The organism is Labedella phragmitis (assembly GCF_004078635.1).
GTDB lineage: Bacteria > Actinomycetota > Actinomycetes > Actinomycetales > Microbacteriaceae > Labedella > Labedella phragmitis.
In genome coordinates this window covers 41,859-57,407 of record NZ_RZNB01000007.1, presented here as the reverse complement: position 1 = coordinate 57,407, position 15,549 = coordinate 41,859, and the positions used below count along the sequence as shown (strand labels likewise).

General features: G+C 69.5%; 14 protein-coding genes and 1 riboswitch. Of the genes, 6 read left to right on the top strand and 8 right to left on the bottom strand.

Features of this window, described 5'->3' with window-relative positions:
- Positions 1-34 precede the first annotated feature (34 nt).
- Complete coding sequence (locus ELQ90_RS14750) at positions 35-1,810, bottom strand: glycerol-3-phosphate dehydrogenase/oxidase (protein ID WP_128496060.1); 1,776 nt, start codon at positions 1,808-1,810, stop codon at positions 35-37.
- 90 nt (positions 1,811-1,900) lie between these two features.
- Here ELQ90_RS14750 and ELQ90_RS14745 point away from each other — a divergent pair, with 90 nt between their 5' ends.
- The 6 genes from ELQ90_RS14745 (at position 1,901) to ELQ90_RS14720 (ending at position 8,294) form a co-directional block, all read left to right on the top strand.
- On the top strand, positions 1,901-2,938 hold the full coding sequence (locus tag ELQ90_RS14745) for a sugar-binding transcriptional regulator (RefSeq protein WP_128496059.1): 1,038 nt from the start codon (positions 1,901-1,903) through the stop codon (positions 2,936-2,938).
- Between the two features lie 44 nt (positions 2,939-2,982).
- Positions 2,983-3,128, top strand: a riboswitch (FMN riboswitch).
- Between the two features lie 94 nt (positions 3,129-3,222).
- A complete protein-coding gene (ribD, locus tag ELQ90_RS14740; protein WP_243696202.1) occupies positions 3,223-4,245 on the top strand; it encodes a bifunctional diaminohydroxyphosphoribosylaminopyrimidine deaminase/5-amino-6-(5-phosphoribosylamino)uracil reductase RibD in 1,023 nt (340 codons plus the stop codon).
- A 1-nt stretch (position 4,246) separates the two neighbouring features.
- Positions 4,247-4,873, top strand: coding sequence for a riboflavin synthase (locus ELQ90_RS14735; protein ID WP_128496058.1), 627 nt, complete (start codon positions 4,247-4,249; stop codon positions 4,871-4,873).
- Positions 4,870-6,153: a 3,4-dihydroxy-2-butanone-4-phosphate synthase gene (gene ribB / locus ELQ90_RS14730; protein ID WP_128496057.1), complete on the top strand. Its 1,284-nt coding sequence runs from the start codon at positions 4,870-4,872 to the stop codon at positions 6,151-6,153. The genes ELQ90_RS14735 and ribB overlap by 4 nt, the downstream gene beginning before the upstream one ends.
- Positions 6,154-6,226: 73 nt before the next feature.
- Positions 6,227-6,697 (top strand): 6,7-dimethyl-8-ribityllumazine synthase, encoded by a 471-nt coding sequence (gene ribH / locus ELQ90_RS14725; RefSeq protein ID WP_128496056.1) that lies wholly within the window; start codon positions 6,227-6,229, stop codon positions 6,695-6,697.
- Positions 6,698-6,863: 166 nt separating this feature from the next.
- A complete protein-coding gene (locus tag ELQ90_RS14720) occupies positions 6,864-8,294 on the top strand; it encodes an MFS transporter (RefSeq protein ID WP_128496055.1) in 1,431 nt (476 codons plus the stop codon).
- Between the two features lie 91 nt (positions 8,295-8,385).
- Here ELQ90_RS14720 and ELQ90_RS14715 read toward each other — a convergent pair whose 3' ends face one another.
- The 7 genes from ELQ90_RS14715 to ELQ90_RS14685 are packed head-to-tail and all read right to left on the bottom strand — an operon-like array spanning position 8,386 to position 15,492.
- Positions 8,386-9,501, bottom strand: a complete 1,116-nt coding sequence (locus ELQ90_RS14715) for a Gfo/Idh/MocA family protein (protein WP_128496054.1) — start codon at positions 9,499-9,501, stop codon at positions 8,386-8,388.
- Positions 9,498-10,313, bottom strand: a complete 816-nt coding sequence (locus ELQ90_RS14710; RefSeq protein WP_128496053.1) for a carbohydrate ABC transporter permease — start codon at positions 10,311-10,313, stop codon at positions 9,498-9,500. Before ELQ90_RS14710 ends, ELQ90_RS14715 begins: the two co-directional genes overlap by 4 nt.
- Positions 10,310-11,245 (bottom strand): carbohydrate ABC transporter permease, encoded by a 936-nt coding sequence (locus tag ELQ90_RS14705; RefSeq protein WP_128496052.1) that lies wholly within the window; start codon positions 11,243-11,245, stop codon positions 10,310-10,312. Before ELQ90_RS14705 ends, ELQ90_RS14710 begins: the two co-directional genes overlap by 4 nt.
- Positions 11,245-12,612 (bottom strand): ABC transporter substrate-binding protein, encoded by a 1,368-nt coding sequence (locus ELQ90_RS14700; protein ID WP_128496051.1) that lies wholly within the window; start codon positions 12,610-12,612, stop codon positions 11,245-11,247. The genes ELQ90_RS14705 and ELQ90_RS14700 overlap by 1 nt, the downstream gene beginning before the upstream one ends.
- Positions 12,609-13,538, bottom strand: coding sequence for a sugar phosphate isomerase/epimerase family protein (locus tag ELQ90_RS14695; protein WP_128496050.1), 930 nt, complete (start codon positions 13,536-13,538; stop codon positions 12,609-12,611). Before ELQ90_RS14695 ends, ELQ90_RS14700 begins: the two co-directional genes overlap by 4 nt.
- Positions 13,538-14,455, bottom strand: a complete 918-nt coding sequence (locus tag ELQ90_RS14690) for a BadF/BadG/BcrA/BcrD ATPase family protein (protein WP_128496049.1) — start codon at positions 14,453-14,455, stop codon at positions 13,538-13,540. The genes ELQ90_RS14695 and ELQ90_RS14690 overlap by 1 nt, the downstream gene beginning before the upstream one ends.
- Positions 14,452-15,492, bottom strand: coding sequence for an SIS domain-containing protein (locus ELQ90_RS14685; protein ID WP_128496048.1), 1,041 nt, complete (start codon positions 15,490-15,492; stop codon positions 14,452-14,454). Before ELQ90_RS14685 ends, ELQ90_RS14690 begins: the two co-directional genes overlap by 4 nt.
- Between the last annotated feature and the right edge of the window lie 57 nt (positions 15,493-15,549).

Below are 15,549 nucleotides of genomic sequence, written 5' to 3'. Positions count from 1 at the left end.
TGTCGCGACAAGAGCCGCGCGGACGCGCTGGGGATCAGCGCGTCGCGTTCGTCTCCGCCCGCAGGGAGGCGTCGAGATCCACACCGTGACGCTCGACGAGGAGCGCTGCCGTGCGCCCCACCTCGGCGTCCCGCGTGGCCTCGTCCCAGCCGAGGGCACCGGCGGTGATCTCGGCGAGCTCGTCGAGCGCCGCGCGGGAGGCACGGCCCGTGAAGGCGATGCTCGTGCGCCGGAGGACGAGGTCTTCGAGGTGCACGACCTGCTCGGTGCGCGCGATGTGCGCGATCTCCTCGCGGCTGTACGACGGCACGGAGACGAGGGGGTGCTCGTCGGCGTCGTCGGCGAGCGCGATGAAGGCATCGGCCCGGGTGCCGTAGCGCTCGAGCAGCTCGTCGACCCGCTCGGCGGAGAGGGCGTCGGCGCGAGCGCTCACCCACACGCGACGCGCTGCGGGCGTCGTGGGATAGTCGCGGCCTCCGCCGATCGCGAGCGCCGCCGTCGAGACCGTGCGCTCCTGCCCCAGCTTGCCGAGGACCTCGTTCGCGAGATGCTCGCCGAGCGCGCGGAAGGTCGTCCACTTACCGCCCACGAGGCTCAGCAGCGTCGTCCCGCCGAGGTCGCCCTCGACGATGCGGTAGTCGCGCGACACGAAGCCGGGAGCGGTGTCGCCGTGACCCGGCAGCGGCCGGATGCCGGAGAAGCGGTAGACGATCTGCGAGCGGTCGACGGCGATGTCCGGGAAGACGTGCTTCACGAGGTCGAAGAAGTAGTCGACCTCCTCCTCGGTGCAGACGGCCGGCTCCGAGGGGTCGGCCTCGAGGTCGGTCGTGCCGACCATGACCATGCCCTTGAGCGGGTAGATGAGGACGATGCGGCCGTCCTCGTGCTCGAAGAAGATCTCGCGTCCACCGGTCGCCTCGAGCAGCTCGGGGTGGTCGAGCACGATGTGCGAGCCCTTCGTCCCACCCATGAAGCGGGTCGGCGTGCCGAGTCCGGCGTTGGTGAGATCGGTCCACGGCCCGCTCGCGTTCACGACGACGTCCGCGCTGAACGGGAAGGTCTCGCCCGTCTCCTCGTCTCGGAGGACGACGGCACCGGCCTCGGAGCCGACGGCGGAGAGCCGGTTCGCAGCACGAGCGTGGGGGCCGGCCTCGAGTCCGTCGCGGAGCACGTCGAGGGCGAGGCGCTCCGGGTCGTGCATCGACGCGTCGTAGTAGGTGGCCGTGTACTTGAGCCCGGCGTTGAGGCGCGGGAGCTCCTCGAGGGAGCGCTTGCGACCGAGGAAGCGGTGGCGCGGGACGGTTCCGCCGTCGCGCGAGAAGGAGTCGTAGAGCTCCATACCCACCTTGATGAGGGCGGCGCCGCGCTCGGTCGGCTTGCCTGCCTTGTGGGTGAGGAACCGCAGCGGGGCGGAGAGGATCCCGGAGAACGTCGAGTAGATCGGGATGGTGGTCCGGAGCGGCTTCACGTAGTGGGGGGCCGTCTTGATGAGGCGGTTGCGCTCCTGCACGGACTCGCGGACGAGTCGGAACTCGCCGTTCTCGAGGTACCGGACGCCACCGTGGATCATGTGGGACGAGGCGGACGACGCGCCGGCGACGAAGTCGTCACGCTCGACGAGCACGACGTCGACGCCCTGGAGGGCGAGGTCGCGGAAGGTGGCGATGCCGTTGATCCCACCACCGATGATGAGGACCTGGGCGTTGGGACGATCGACGATCGACGAGACGGTCGCACGGCGCTCGGCCGAGTTCGGGTTGTGATGTACCACGGTGTGCTCCTCGCATAGATCGATCGGCGCGACGACCATGCGTCATCGGCACCCTCGAAAGGAATCATCCGGCGTAGACTCACACATGTTCAAGCGGGTTGCACATATGTGCAGAAGGGCGGAGCGGACATGGAGTCAGCCGGCGTGCTGAGCGCGAAGACGCGGGACGCTCTCACGGCCGCGCAGCTCTACTACCTGCAGGACCTCACGATGGAGGCGATCGCCGCGGAGCTCCACACCTCGCGCTCGTCGGTCTCGCGACTCCTCAGTCACGCGCGGGAAACCGGGCTCGTGGACATCCGCGTGCACTCCCCGTTCGACATGCCGCGGCAGCTCGAGGGCGACATCGCGAGGCTGTTCGGCATCGTCGCCCATGTGGTCCCCGTCCCGGACCAGGCCGTCGATGTCGACCGGCTCGAGCGCGTCGCCGTCTCGGCTGCACGAATTCTCGGAACGTTCTTCGACTCCAACATGTCGATGGGCATCGCGTGGGGCTCGACGATGAGCGCGATCTCCCGCCACCTCGTTCCGAAGCCGACGCACAACTCGACGATCGTGCAACTCAACGGCGCCGCCAATCCGCGCACCACGGGCATCCTCTATGCGAGCGAGATCCTCGAGCGCTATGGCGCGGCGTACGGAGCGGCCGTCCAGCAGTTCCCCGTTCCCGCGTTCTTCGACGACCCCGAGACGAAGGCCGCGCTGTGGCGGGAGCGCAGCATCGCGCGGGTCGTCGCGATGCAGCGCACCCTCGACATCGCTGTTTTCGGCCTCGGTTCGCCGTTCGCCGGGGTCCCGAGCCAGGTGTACATCGGGGGGTACCTCGACGATGACGACTTTTCGAGCCTCTCCGCCGCCGGCGTCGTGGGCGACGTGGCCACCGTCTTCTATCGGGAGGACGGCAGCGACGACGGCGTCGCCCTCAATGCGCGCTCGTCGGGACCCGGCATCGCCGTGCTCCGCGGCGTCGCACGCCGGGTCTGCGTCGTCTCCGGAGTCTCGAAGCTCCAGAGCCTCAAGGGCGCCCTCGCGGCCGGAATCGTCACGGATCTCATCGTCGACTCGGGGACCGCACGGCGGCTGGTCGACGAGACGCTCGCGACGCGAGCGGACGACGAGGGCCATGGGGACGACTCCCCCATGTGGCATTCCCGTAACCCCGGGTGACGGAATATCGCACGCGCCGCCGCGTTGATCTACGATGACAAGAGATACGTGCTCCGGGGTCGGTGAGAGTCCGAACCGGCGGTGACAGTCCGCGACCCGCTTCGGCGGTTGAGCTGGTGGAACTCCAGCACCGACGGTTATGGGTCGATCGTTCCGATCGACTCGAGTCCGGATGGAAGGCAGCACGACGGCTTCGCGAACCCGCGGGCCGTGATCGACGATGCCGCCACGGCACCGTCCGCACCCCGGAGTCCGTCTCGATCGAGACAGGACGGAAGAGGACGATGCGGACGCAATCGGGCATCGAGGGATCGATGACGCGGGCCTTCGAGCTCGCCGCGCTCGGGCCCGCTCGTGGCGTGAATCCCCGAGTCGGTTGCGTCATCCTCGCCGCCGATGGCCGCGTGATCGCCGAGGGGCACCACCGCGGCGCGGGAACGCCGCACGCCGAGACCGACGCCCTCTCGCAGCTCCCGCCGGGCGGGGCCGCTGGAGCGACCGTCGTCGTGACGCTCGAGCCGTGCAACCACACCGGGCGGACGGGCCCGTGCAGCGAGGCGCTCATCGCCGCGGGCGTCTCGACCGTCGTCTACTCCGTGGACGACCCGGGCGTCGCGTCGAGCGGCGGGGCCGAGCGGCTCCGCGCCGCCGGTATCGAGGTGATCGCGGGCGTGAAGAGCGAGGAAGGCGAGATCCTCCTCGACGATTGGCTCGTGACGGCTCGGCTCGGCCGACCGCTCATCACCGTCAAGTGGGCGTCGTCGCTCGACGGTCGCGTCGCCGCGGCCGACGGTTCGAGCCGGTGGATCACCGGGCCGGAGGCCCGAGCCGATGTCCACCGACGTCGAGCGGGCGTCGACGCCATCGCCGTCGGCACCGGCACGGTCGTGGCCGACGACCCCGCCCTCACCGCTCGGCTCGGTGACGACCTCGCGCCGATCCAGCCGATCCCGGTGGTCTTCGGACGATCGGAGATCCCGGCGGACGCGCGCGTTCGTTCGCACCCCGCCGGTTTCCTCACCTCGCCTGGAACCTCCCTTCCGGGCGAGTTCCACGCCCTCCACTCCCGCGGGATCCGTTCCCTGCTCGTCGAGGGCGGCCCGCGCTTCGCGAGCGCCGTCATCGCGACCGGACTCGTCGACGAGTTCCACGTGTACCTCGCTCCGCTGCTTCTCGGCGGCCCGCGATCCGCGCTCACGGACCTCGGCATCGAGTCCATCGCCGACGGGATGCGCCTCGCCGTGCGCGAGACCGTGACCCTCGGCCCCGATCTCCTCCTCATCGCCACCCCGAAAGGACGCCACTGACATGTTCACGGGCATCATCGAAGAACTCGGCGTCGTCACGGCCGTCGACCACGGCGAGGACGCCGTACGCCTGACCGTGCGCGGCCCCCTCGCCGTCACCGGCGCCCGGCTCGGCGACTCGATCGCGGTGAGCGGGGTGTGCCTCACGGTCGTCTCCCACGACGACGAGGCCTTCACGGCCGACGTGATGGCCCAGACCCTCGCGATGTCGACGCTCGACGGCGTCGCGGTCGGACGTCCCGTCAACCTCGAACGCGCCGCCCGCGTGGGCGACCGGCTCGGCGGCCACATCGTGCAGGGGCACGTCGACGGCACGGCGACGCTTCTGTCGGTGACCCCGGGCTCGGCCTGGCGCGTCCTGCGGTTCGCCTTGCCGTCGGAGCTCGCCCCGCTCGTCGTGGACAAGGGGTCTATCGCCGTCGAGGGCGTCTCACTCACGGTGAGTTCCCTCGCCGCCCCGGACGAGCCCCTGCCGTGGTTCGAGGTCTCCCTCATCCCCGAGACCCTCGTGGCGACGACGCTCGGGGCGCTCGCGGTCGGCGACACCGTCAACATCGAGACCGACATCATCGCCCGCCACGTCGAGCGTATGCTCGCGTTCCAAGCGGCCGGAAGGAGCGCATCATGACGATCGCGACGATCCCCCAAGCCCTCGACGCTCTCCGTGCCGGCAAACCGGTCATCGTGGCCGACGACGAGGGTCGCGAGAACGAGGGCGACGTCATCCTCGCCGCGCAGTTCGCGACCCGCGAGTGGATCGCGTGGACCATCCGCCACTCGAGCGGCTACCTCTGCGCGCCCATGACCAATGCGATCGCGGACCGCCTGCAGCTGCCGCCGATGGTCGCTCGCAACGAGGACCCGCGCGGCACCGCCTACACGATCTCCGTCGACGCCGCCGACCGGATCACGACGGGCATCAGCGCTCACGATCGCGCGCACACCCTCCGGGTGCTCGCCGATCCGGCGTCGCGTCCGTCCGATCTCCTCCGTCCCGGGCACGTCCTGCCGCTCCGCGCGGTCGACGGAGGCGTGCGCTCGCGCCCCGGCCACACCGAGGCCGCCGTCGACCTCATGACGCTCGCGGGGCTCGAGCCCGTCGGGGTCATCGCGGAACTCGTCGAGGACGACGGCGACATGATGCGCCTACCGGCTCTCCTCGAGCTCGGACGGCGATCCGATCTGCCCGTCATTACGATCGCCGACCTCGTCGCCCATCTCGACGCCCACCCGGAGGCCGCGGACGCATGCGACCGGCGCGGCGAGGAGGCCGAGGACGAGTCCGCCGTGCGCTTCGAGGTCGAGACGACGATCCCGACGACTCACGGGACCTTCCGCGTGCGGGCCTACCGCGACCGCGAGACGGGGGCCGATCACGTCGCGATCATCTCCGGGGAGCCCGCCGACGGCACGATCGTGCGCGTCCACTCGGAGTGCCTCACAGGTGAGGCGTTCGGGTCGCTCAAGTGCGAGTGCGGTCCCCAGCTCACCGCGGCGCTCGAGGAGATCGACCGCTCTGGCGGCATCGTGATCTACCTGCGCGGCCACGAGGGACGCGGCATCGGCCTCGTCAACAAGCTGCGCGCGTACCGCCTCCAGGAGGAGGGGCTCGACACCCTCGACGCGAATCTCGCCCTCGGACTGCCGGCCGACGCCCGCAGCTACACCGCCGCGACCGCGATCCTCGACGACCTCGGGGTCTCGTCCGTGCGCCTCCTCACCAACAACCCCGAGAAGGTGCGTCAGCTCGAGGGCCGCGGTATCGCCGTGACGGAGCGCGTCCCCCTCGTGGTCGGCGTCGGCGAGATCAACGCCGCATACCTCGACACGAAACGCGACCGGATGGGCCACCAGCTCGACATGGTGATCCCCGTGCCGGAGCCCGTGCCGCCCGCCGACCAGCGCTGACCACGAGTCCCGCGTTCGTCGACGACCGCGACGCTTCGCCCCCTCCATCCCCCCAACCGAAGGACCACAGAACATGAGCGGTGCAGGATCACCCGACATCTCCGTCGACGGCAGCGGTCTCGACGTCGTCATCGTCGCCGGAAGCTGGCACGAGACCATCAGCGAGGCCCTCATCGCGGGAGCGACGGCGGCTCTCGACGAGGCCGGCGCCTCGCACCGGCTCGTCCGGGTCCCCGGCAGCTTCGAGCTGCCGGTCGTGTCGAAGGCGGCCCTCGAAGCCGGCGCCGATGCCGTCGTGGCGCTCGGAGTCATCATCCGGGGCGGCACACCGCACTTCGAATACGTCTCCGCCGCGGCGACGGACGGACTCACGCGCGTCGCGCTCGACACCGGCAAGCCCGTCGGCTTCGGCGTCCTGACACTCGACGACGAGCAGCAGGGTCTCGATCGATCGGGACTGCCCGGGTCGAAGGAGGACAAGGGCCGGGAGGCGGCCGAAGCGGCCGTCGCGACGGCCGTCGCCTTGCGAGCGCTCCGCTCTTAGCGCAGATGGGGGCGCCGCCGCGCGAATTGGCGTCGGATTCACAGGCGGCGTAGGGTTACGGGGTCCGTCACGAGCGGACCCCCAGCATCCACCGTCGGTCGCGGGCACGAACGGCGTGCCGCGCGGCGGTCTCACCCCCACGCTCACTCTCAGGACGTCTGACTTCATGTCTCGCACCACTTCCGTACCCTCCGGTACAACTCCCGCCAATCCCCGCTCTCGCGTCATCCTCGCGAGCCTCGTCGGCACGACGATCGAGTTCTACGACTTCTACGTCTACGCGACGGCCGCCGTGCTCGTGTTCCCGCGCCTCTTCTTCCCCGCGGCCGACGAGACGACCTCGCTGCTCGCCTCGTTCGCGACCTTCGGTGCCGCGATGATCGCCCGCCCGGTCGGCGCCGTCGTCTTCGGACACTTCGGCGACAAGTTCGGACGCAAGGCGACGCTCGTCGCGTCTCTGCTCACCATGGGTATCGCGACGTTCCTCATCGGCGTCCTCCCGACGTACGAGAACATCGGCTGGTTCGCCGCGCTCCTGCTCCTCGTCCTCCGACTCGCGCAGGGCTTCGCGCTCGGCGGTGAGTGGAGCGGTGCTGCACTCGTCGCCACGGAGAACGCCCCCGTCGGCAAGCGCGCCTGGTACGGCACATTCCCGCAGCTCGGCGCCCCGCTCGGCTTCATCATCGCGAACGGCATCTTCCTCATCATCAACGCGACGCTCCCGAACGCCGACGCGCCGGGCACCCCGTCGCAGGCGTTCGACGACTGGGGCTGGCGGATCCCGTTCCTCTTCTCGGCCGTCATGGTCGTCATCGGCCTGTGGGTGCGGCTGCGCCTCGTCGAGTCCGCCGCCTTCCAGAAGACGGTCGACCGCGGCGCCGTCCGGAAGCTGCCCCTCGGCACGGTCCTCAAGTCGAACTGGCGCGAGCTCATCCTCGGCACGTTCATCATGCTCGCGACCTACGTGCTCTTCTACCTCATGACGAACTTCACGCTCACCTTCGGCACGAAGGCATCGGACGTGGAGGTGGCGACGGCGAACGCGCGAGCGGCCGCCGAGGCCGCCGGCAACCCGTTCAACGAGGAGGGCTTCCGCGCGGCCTTCTACCCGGGACTCGGCTACACGTACACCGACTTCGTGCTCATGCTCATCTTCGGCGTCGTGTTCTTCGGCATCTTCACGCTCGTGTCCGGGCCGCTCGCCGACCGTTTCGGCCGTCGCAAGACGCTCATCGTGGTCACGTCGCTCATCATCGTCTTCGGTTTCCTGTTCGTGCCGATGCTCGGCGGCGGCACCCCCGCGGTCATCCTCTTCCTCGTGCTCGGCTTCGCGCTCATGGGATCGACCTTCGGCCCGATGGGTGCGCTCCTGCCGGAGTTGTTCCCGACGAACGTCCGCTACACCGGTTCGGCGATCAGCTACAACGTGAGCTCGATCCTCGGTGCGGCCCTCGCGCCGATCGTGGCCCTCTGGCTCTGGTCGTCGGCCGACGGCAGCCCCTTCTGGGTGGGCGTCTACCTGTCGGTCATGGGCGTCCTGACGCTCATCGCGCTCATCCTCTCGAAGGAGACGAAGGACATCGACATCGACGCCTGACATCGTCGTGACGCGAACGGGTGGCTGGATCCGATAGCGGATCCAGCCACCCGTTCGGCGTCCCCGGAGGCGACGGCCACCGGACCTCCGGTCACGCGAGCCGTCGAGCGATCTCGAGGAGGAGGCGCGCGTCGGCCGCCGCGCCATCCGCGGTCGACCGCACGGCGGCTCCCTCACGGATCGCGTCGGAGAACGCGGTCAGCTCGCGCACGAAGGCGGCAGGTGTGCCCGGATCCCAGACGCCGCTGTCGACCGGTGGCTCCGCGGCGCTCGTCACGCGGAGCGTGGCGCTCGGCAGGTCTCCGTAGGGCCCGGGGAGATCGATGCGTATCACGCCGGCATCCCCGAGGATCTCGACCCACTCGGAGTACCCGGGGTAGTCGGGGAGCCAGTTCCAGGACAACGTCCACTGGGCCCCGCCCGAGAGGCGCCCTCCGACCTGGAGCCGGGGAGGGCCCGGACGCTCCCCCTCGGACGTCGCGTCGGCGTCGGCCCACGACACCGTCGCCTCGTCATCGGGCAGGAGCGCCCGCAGCACGGCGGCCTGGTGGCACACGGATCCATGCAAGACGTTGCGGAACAGCACGGGATCGACCCCCGGGTCGGCGGAGAGCGCATCGGCGACCTCCCGACGGTTCGCCGTCACGGCCGCCGCGATCGCATCGTCGGACACGTCGGAACCGCGCAGCACCGGTATGCCGACCGTCTGGTGCTCGTCCGACGGATGCAGGACGGTCATCCGCACGAGCCGCACAGCCCCGATCTCAGGGAGGCGCCGTCTCGCCTCGGCCATCGCCGGCTCGTACATCTTCATGTAGCCGACCTGCAGGACGAGGCCGACTGAGGCCGCGAACGCCGCATCGCGCTGCGCGGTCTCGGGGTCATAGGCGTACGGCTTCTCGGCGAAGACGTGCTTTCCCGCCTCGAGCGCTCGGCGCGCGAGTTCGGAGTGCGCCCCGGGGGTGCAGAGGAGCACGGCCTCGACGGCGGGATCATCGATGACCTCCTGCGATCGCGTCCCGTGGGCGATCGCGCCGAGTTCCGCGGCGATGCCCTCGGCGACACTCGCGGAGAGGTCGCACACCCTGACGATCTCAAAACGGTCCGCCAGCCTCCGCAGATTGGGCAGGTGGACACTCTGCGTGATCAGCCCGAGTCCGATGATGCCGAGACGGACCCTCCGTCCGGTCGCGGGATCGATGCTCATTCCTTCACGGCTCCTTCCAGGAGTCCAGACATGAATCGCCGTTGCAAGAACGCGTAGGCGATGACGACGGGGAGGGCCACCAGCACAGCGGCCGCGGCGATGACCTCGGGTTCGGTGTTGCGCTCGTTGCCCGCGAAGAACGACAGTGACAGCGGGGCGGTCTGCACTGTCGCATCGTCCGGCATGAGGACGAGGGCGAGCATGAACTCGTTCCAGGTGTAGAGGAACACGAGACAGCTGAGGGTCGCGAGAGCGGACATGCCGAGCGGCGCGAACACGTGCCTCAGGGTCTGCCAGCTGTTCGCCCCGTCGAGGGACGAGGCCTCGGCGAGACTCGCCGGCAGTGCACCGAAGTAGTTCGCCATCCAGAAGGTCGCGAGCGAGAACGAACTCGCGATCTGCGGCAGGATGAGCGCCCAGTAGGTGTTGAGAAGACCGAGGCTCGACATCATGTCGTACAGCGGGATGATCCTCGCCTCGGAGGGCAGCACGAGTCCGACGAGGAGTACAGCCATGATGAGCCCCCGCCACCGGACCTTGAGCACGGACAGGGCGTAACCGGCGAGCGTGGCGACGAACCCCGTGGCAATCACGACGGCGAGTGCCACCAGCGCGCTCGAGAACAGTGACGTGCTGAAGCCACCGCGGGTCCACGCCGACGCGAAGTTCTCGAGCGTCACGCCCCGGGCTGCGCTCGCGGGAGCCGGGCTCAGCGCCTGCGCCATGATCGACAGGAACGGGTAGAGGGCGATCACCGCTCCGACGATGAGGAAGGCGTGCCCGGCGATGCTCTCCCTGATGGATCCCTTCATCGGTCGGCCCCCACTCGCAGCAGCCGGGTGATTGCACCGGTGATCACGAGGATGAGGGCGGTGAGCACAACGCTCGCGGCGGCGGCGAACCCGACCTCGCGCGTTACGAACGCGCCCTCGTAGATGAGGTAGCTCGGGACGAGTGTCGAGGTGCCCGGGCCTCCCGAGGTGGTGTTCCAGACGATGTCGAAGTTGCGGAGCGCGTTCGTCACCGTGAGCACCAGGGCGATCGAGATCTCACCGCGCAGCCCCGGGAGCGTCACGCTGAAGAACTCCCGGATCGGGCCGGCGCCGTCGATGCGCGCGGCCTCGTAGAGCTCGACGGGGATCTTCTGGACGCCGCCGATGAACAGCACCATGCAGAGCCCGTACATGATCCACGTGCCGATCAGCCCGACGGCCGGCAGTGCCGTCGTGAAGTCGCCGAGCCATGCGCGGGACAACGCACCGAGACCCAGCAACTCGAGGGTCGCGTTGATCGGCCCGTCCTGCGCGAAGATCCAGCGCCACGCCACGGCGATCACCACGGTGGCGAGGATCTGCGGCAGGAACAGCACGGTGCGGAACACCGTGAGGAATCGGATGCGCACGCGGTTCATGACGGCGACGATGAGCAGCCCGATGACCGTCGGGAGCACCGTGTAGAAGAAAATGAACATTATTGAGTGGCCGAACGTCGATCGACTCACGGGGTCGGTGACGACGGCGACATAGTTGTCGAACCCGGCCCACGTCGCCTCGGTGATCCCGTCCCAGTCATAGAAGGAGTACTGGATCGTCTGCGCGAGCGGAGTGAGTGTGAAGACCGCGTAGAGCACGAAGCCCGGCACCAGGTACAGGTAATGGCGGGAGCGGGCGCGTCCCGGCCGGCCGGAGCGCGCGCGACGCGCTCCCCGGCCGGCCATCGCACGAACGGCGGGAGCCGTCGTCATCAGCCCGTGCGCTCGGTCTGGTAGTCGGACCAGTCGGACTGCACGCTCTCGACGAACTCGTCGACGCTCATCCGTCCGCCCAGCAGTTCCTGGGCACCGGCGCCGAGCGTGCGTTGCATCGTCGGTGTGGCCCAGTCGAGGTATCCGACGAACTCGCCGTCCGCGAAGAGCGCCTGAGCGGCGTCGAGCTGCGATTGGTGCATCGATCCTGTCGCCGTCACGCCCTCCAGGTCGGCCACGGGGAGCCGGCTGCTGTCGGCGTACGTCTGCGCGAACTCCGGGCTCAGCATCATGCCGAGGAAGGCAATCGCGGCCGGTTGGATCGTGCTCTTCGAGCTGATGTGCCACGGCGTCCCGAACGTGCCCGTCGTGACGTACTCACCGCTTTCGGCACGCAGAAGCGTGTACCCGAACGCATCGGGATCGACGGCGGCGAGCTTCGATCCGTTGAAGGACCCTCCGAGGAAGAACACCCCGTCCCCTTCGCCGTACGCGCTGACGGCGTCATCGAGCGAGCGACCGTCGTATCCCGCGGCGAAGTAGCCCTTCTCTCCCCATTCCGCGAGCTTCTCGAGAGCCGCGCGGATGCCGGGGCTGTCGAAGGAGGCGTCGGCGCCGCCCGCGATCCACTCGTTGACCTCTGCGGGATCCGCGTACATGTTGATGAGGATCCCGAGCACGTGCGATCCGAGGGGGTACTGGTCGGAATTGCCCAGCTGGATGGGCGTCTCACCCCCGGCCTTCGCCGTGGCGAGCGCCTCTTCGACCTCCCCGATGGAGTCCGGTACCCCGAGGCCGAGCTCCTCGAGCTTCGCCCGGTTGTAGAAGAGGCCGAGCGGCTGCGTCGCGCCTCCCATCCCGTAGATGTTCCCGCTCCCCCACTGGGTGCCGTCATCGTTCCAGCGCATGGAGTCGAAGCCGCTCTCGGGAAGCCCCTCGTCGATGCCGTAGGCGGCGATCACGTCATCGATCGGGCGCAGCATTCCGCCCTTCACCATCGTTCCCATGATCGCGAAGCCCTGGTTCCCGTTCGTGACGTCTGGCGCGTTGTCGCCGTTCATCGCGTTGACGACCGTGCCCATCAGGTCGTCCCACCCCTTGATCGTGACGTCGACTGTGACGTTGTCGTAGGTGTCCTCGTACTGCTCCACGAGCGCGTCGAGCATGCTCTCCTCGCCTGCGTCCGCCCAGACCCGCAACGTCACGTCTCCCAGCTCGGCGACCTGCTCGACGGTGACCGGTTCCGTGATCTCCTCGGTCTCGGTGGGGCCAGTGCGCTGCCCGGAACCGGGTGCGCACCCCGCGAGCAGGACCACGGTTGTGATACCGATGGCCGCGGCGAGCGGCGCTCTTCTGGTGCGGATCATGAGTTCTCCTCTGTTTGACCACGGGGGTCCGGTGGGTTGGGGATGTGACCGTCGAGCCACGCCAGGTTCCGTCGCTGTTCGCGATCGACGTCCGCGTGGTCGTGACCGCCGTCAGGTCGACGGTCCTGTTCCACGACCACCCATCCCGCGTATCGCCGGGACTCGAGCTCGTGGAGGAATGAGACGAGATCGACGTCGCCATCCCCGAGGGGGACCGAGACGTCCGCTATCCCGAATTCGGTACCGGCGGCGCCGGCGTGATGGACGGGGCTCACGAGGATGTCCTTGATGTGCACGTGGTTGACCCGATCGGCCCACCGACGCGCGAGATCGACCGGGTCGTCGCCCCCGGCGAGCGCGTGGCCCGTGTCGAGGGTGAGTCCGACGTCCGTGGCCTCGAGCAACCGGTCGACCTCTGCGGGCTGCTCGACGTGGGTGCCCGTATGCGGGTGGAAGCTCGCCGTGAGGCCGGCGTCCTCCGTGATGGAGACCGCGAGCTCGACCACGCGGACGAGCTCGTCCCACTCCTCGTCGTCGAGGTCGAGCTCAGGGTGCTGCCGTCCACGCGCCACATGCCTCTTGATCTCGGGGATCGTCTCCTCCGCGAGGATCAACGGACCGGTGGCGCCTGTGAGGGCGAGCACCCGGGCTACCGCGCGCAGCGCGGAGACGTCCTCAGCGAGCGCGCCCTCGCCGTCGAAGATTCGCAGCGGCACGTATGCTCCGGCGCTCGCGAGGCCGAAGGATCCGAGCGCGTCAACGACCTCCTCTTCGTGGCCGAAGAACCCGAGGGCTCCGAGTTCGATGCCGTCATAGCCCGCGTCGGCGACCGCCCGCAGCACGTCGGCGGGCTCGCGGTGCGCCGGCAGACTGTGCGGCCCCCATACGCCCCAGGTCACCGGTGCGTTCGCGCGTCGAATCATCATCAGGTTCTCCTGGCATCGGGACGGATCGAGCCGTCCATCCGGGCGCGAGCGAGCGCTACGGCGCCGACGACGGGCGGACGTGTGAGGAGCGTGACCCTCGCGTCGTCGCCGTGCCGCAGCTCGACGGCCCGGCGGAAGGCCGAGAAGAACGACGGCTGGCCCGTCATCACGCCGCCTCCTGCGACGACGACGGAGATGTCGCCGCCACGACGGGCAATGACCTGAAGCAGGCCGGCGAGGGCAGCCGCGTTCGTCTCGATGACCTCCGCCGCTCTCGCCGACCCCTCAGCGGCGGCCATGAAGACAGCGCTCGCTGCGGCGGCCCACTCGGTGGGCTCGCTCGAGGCCAGGAGGTGGCCGAGATCGTGCGGGTGCCGCGCGTCGAGCGCGTCGAGCAGGGTCGACACGAGCAGGTCACGCTCGAGGGCGTCGGCCGCCTGAAGGACGGCTCGCGCTGCGTCACGGACCAGGGCGACCGCGCCGCCGTCATCGCCGAGGGCCCACCCCCACCCTCCGACGGTGATGGCCTGGCCGTCGGCGCCCGTCGATGTCGCCGACGAGCCCGTGCCCGCGACGACGCCAGTACCCGTCGAGCGACCGCCGGCCGGGAGGATGAGCTCGGAGTCGTTCACGACTTCGGTCCGGGGGAACGTCTCCGCAAGCCCGGAACCCAGCACGCGCTGCTTCTCGGCGCTGTCGCTTCCATGAACGCCCGCGACGAGGGCCGTCACCTCGAGACCACCGAGATGCTCACGAGCCAGACGCACGAGCGCGTCCCGGCGCCTCTCGTCGCTCAGCCGGGTCCAGCCGCGGTTCGGGACGACCCTGTCCACCACCGTCAGGCCTCCGCTGTCGACGGCGAGCACGTGTGCCTTCGTCCCTCCCACGTCGAGCCCCGCGACGACGCCCTCTGTCATCGGGACTCCGGGAATGCCGTCTTGGTGTCGAGCCTCGTGAACGCGGGCTCGTCGATGTCGACGTGTACGGCGTCGGACGACAGCAGCGTCAGGAGCTGGGCGACGACGGACGCCGCGATCGAGAACGCAGGCCCGTCGTTCGCGTCGATCGGCAGTTCGACGACGCGTGCGCGGGAGGTCGTCGGTCGAGGGCCGCCGCGGCCGGTGACGAACAGGACGGTGGTGGTTCTCTCGACGAGCTGGTCGACGAGGGTCGACTCGCGTGCCCCTCCGATGACGACGTGGGCGGTGTCTCCCGCGACGTCCATGGGACCATGCAGGTAGAGACGGGTCTCCATGGCGGTGGCGGGGATCCGAGGTCCTTCGCGGAGCATCAGAGCGGCCTCCTCGGCCGCGGACAGCACCGCGGTGGGCGCGACGACGTCGACGCTCGATCGCGACACGATCTCCTCGACCATCCCCTCGAGCACAGGCCGCGCGACGGCGGCGACCTCTTCGGTCGCGTCGGCGACGTCGTCCCAGCGGCCGTCGATCCACCGGCCGGCCCAGTGGTCGGCGATCATCGACAGCGCCATGATGGTGCCTGTGAAGGAGAGGAACGAGACGGAGCTGTCGGAGTGGTCGCCCAGCGTGATGTCGAGCGAGGCGCGCGTCCCGAGGGGTGATCGCGCATAGTTCGTGAGGGCGACGAGCGAGCTCGCCGTCGAGCGCGACGCCAGGTCGACGACCTCCGCGCTGCGGCCGCTCTGCGAGATTGCGAGCAGGACGTCGGCCGCCGACGTGCCCCCGATGAGTTCCCCGGGGAGGTGGCGCGTCGCGTCGATACCGTCGCCACGCAGGACGTGCAGGGGTGTTGCCGTCGCGGCGTGGCTAGCTCCGATCGCCGCGATCATGAGGCGCCGAGGCCGGGGAGGCAGGCCCGCCAGTTGCGCCGGAAGTGAGCGGACCATCGCCCGAAGCGCTGTCGGCTGAGCGGCGAACGACGCGGCCGCCGGGATCCAGTCCCTCGGGGGGTCGTATGGGGTGGTCTCCGTCACGGTGCGATTCGCTCCTCGTCGGTCCGATGTGGCAATGTTTATTAAGCTTCCCGACTT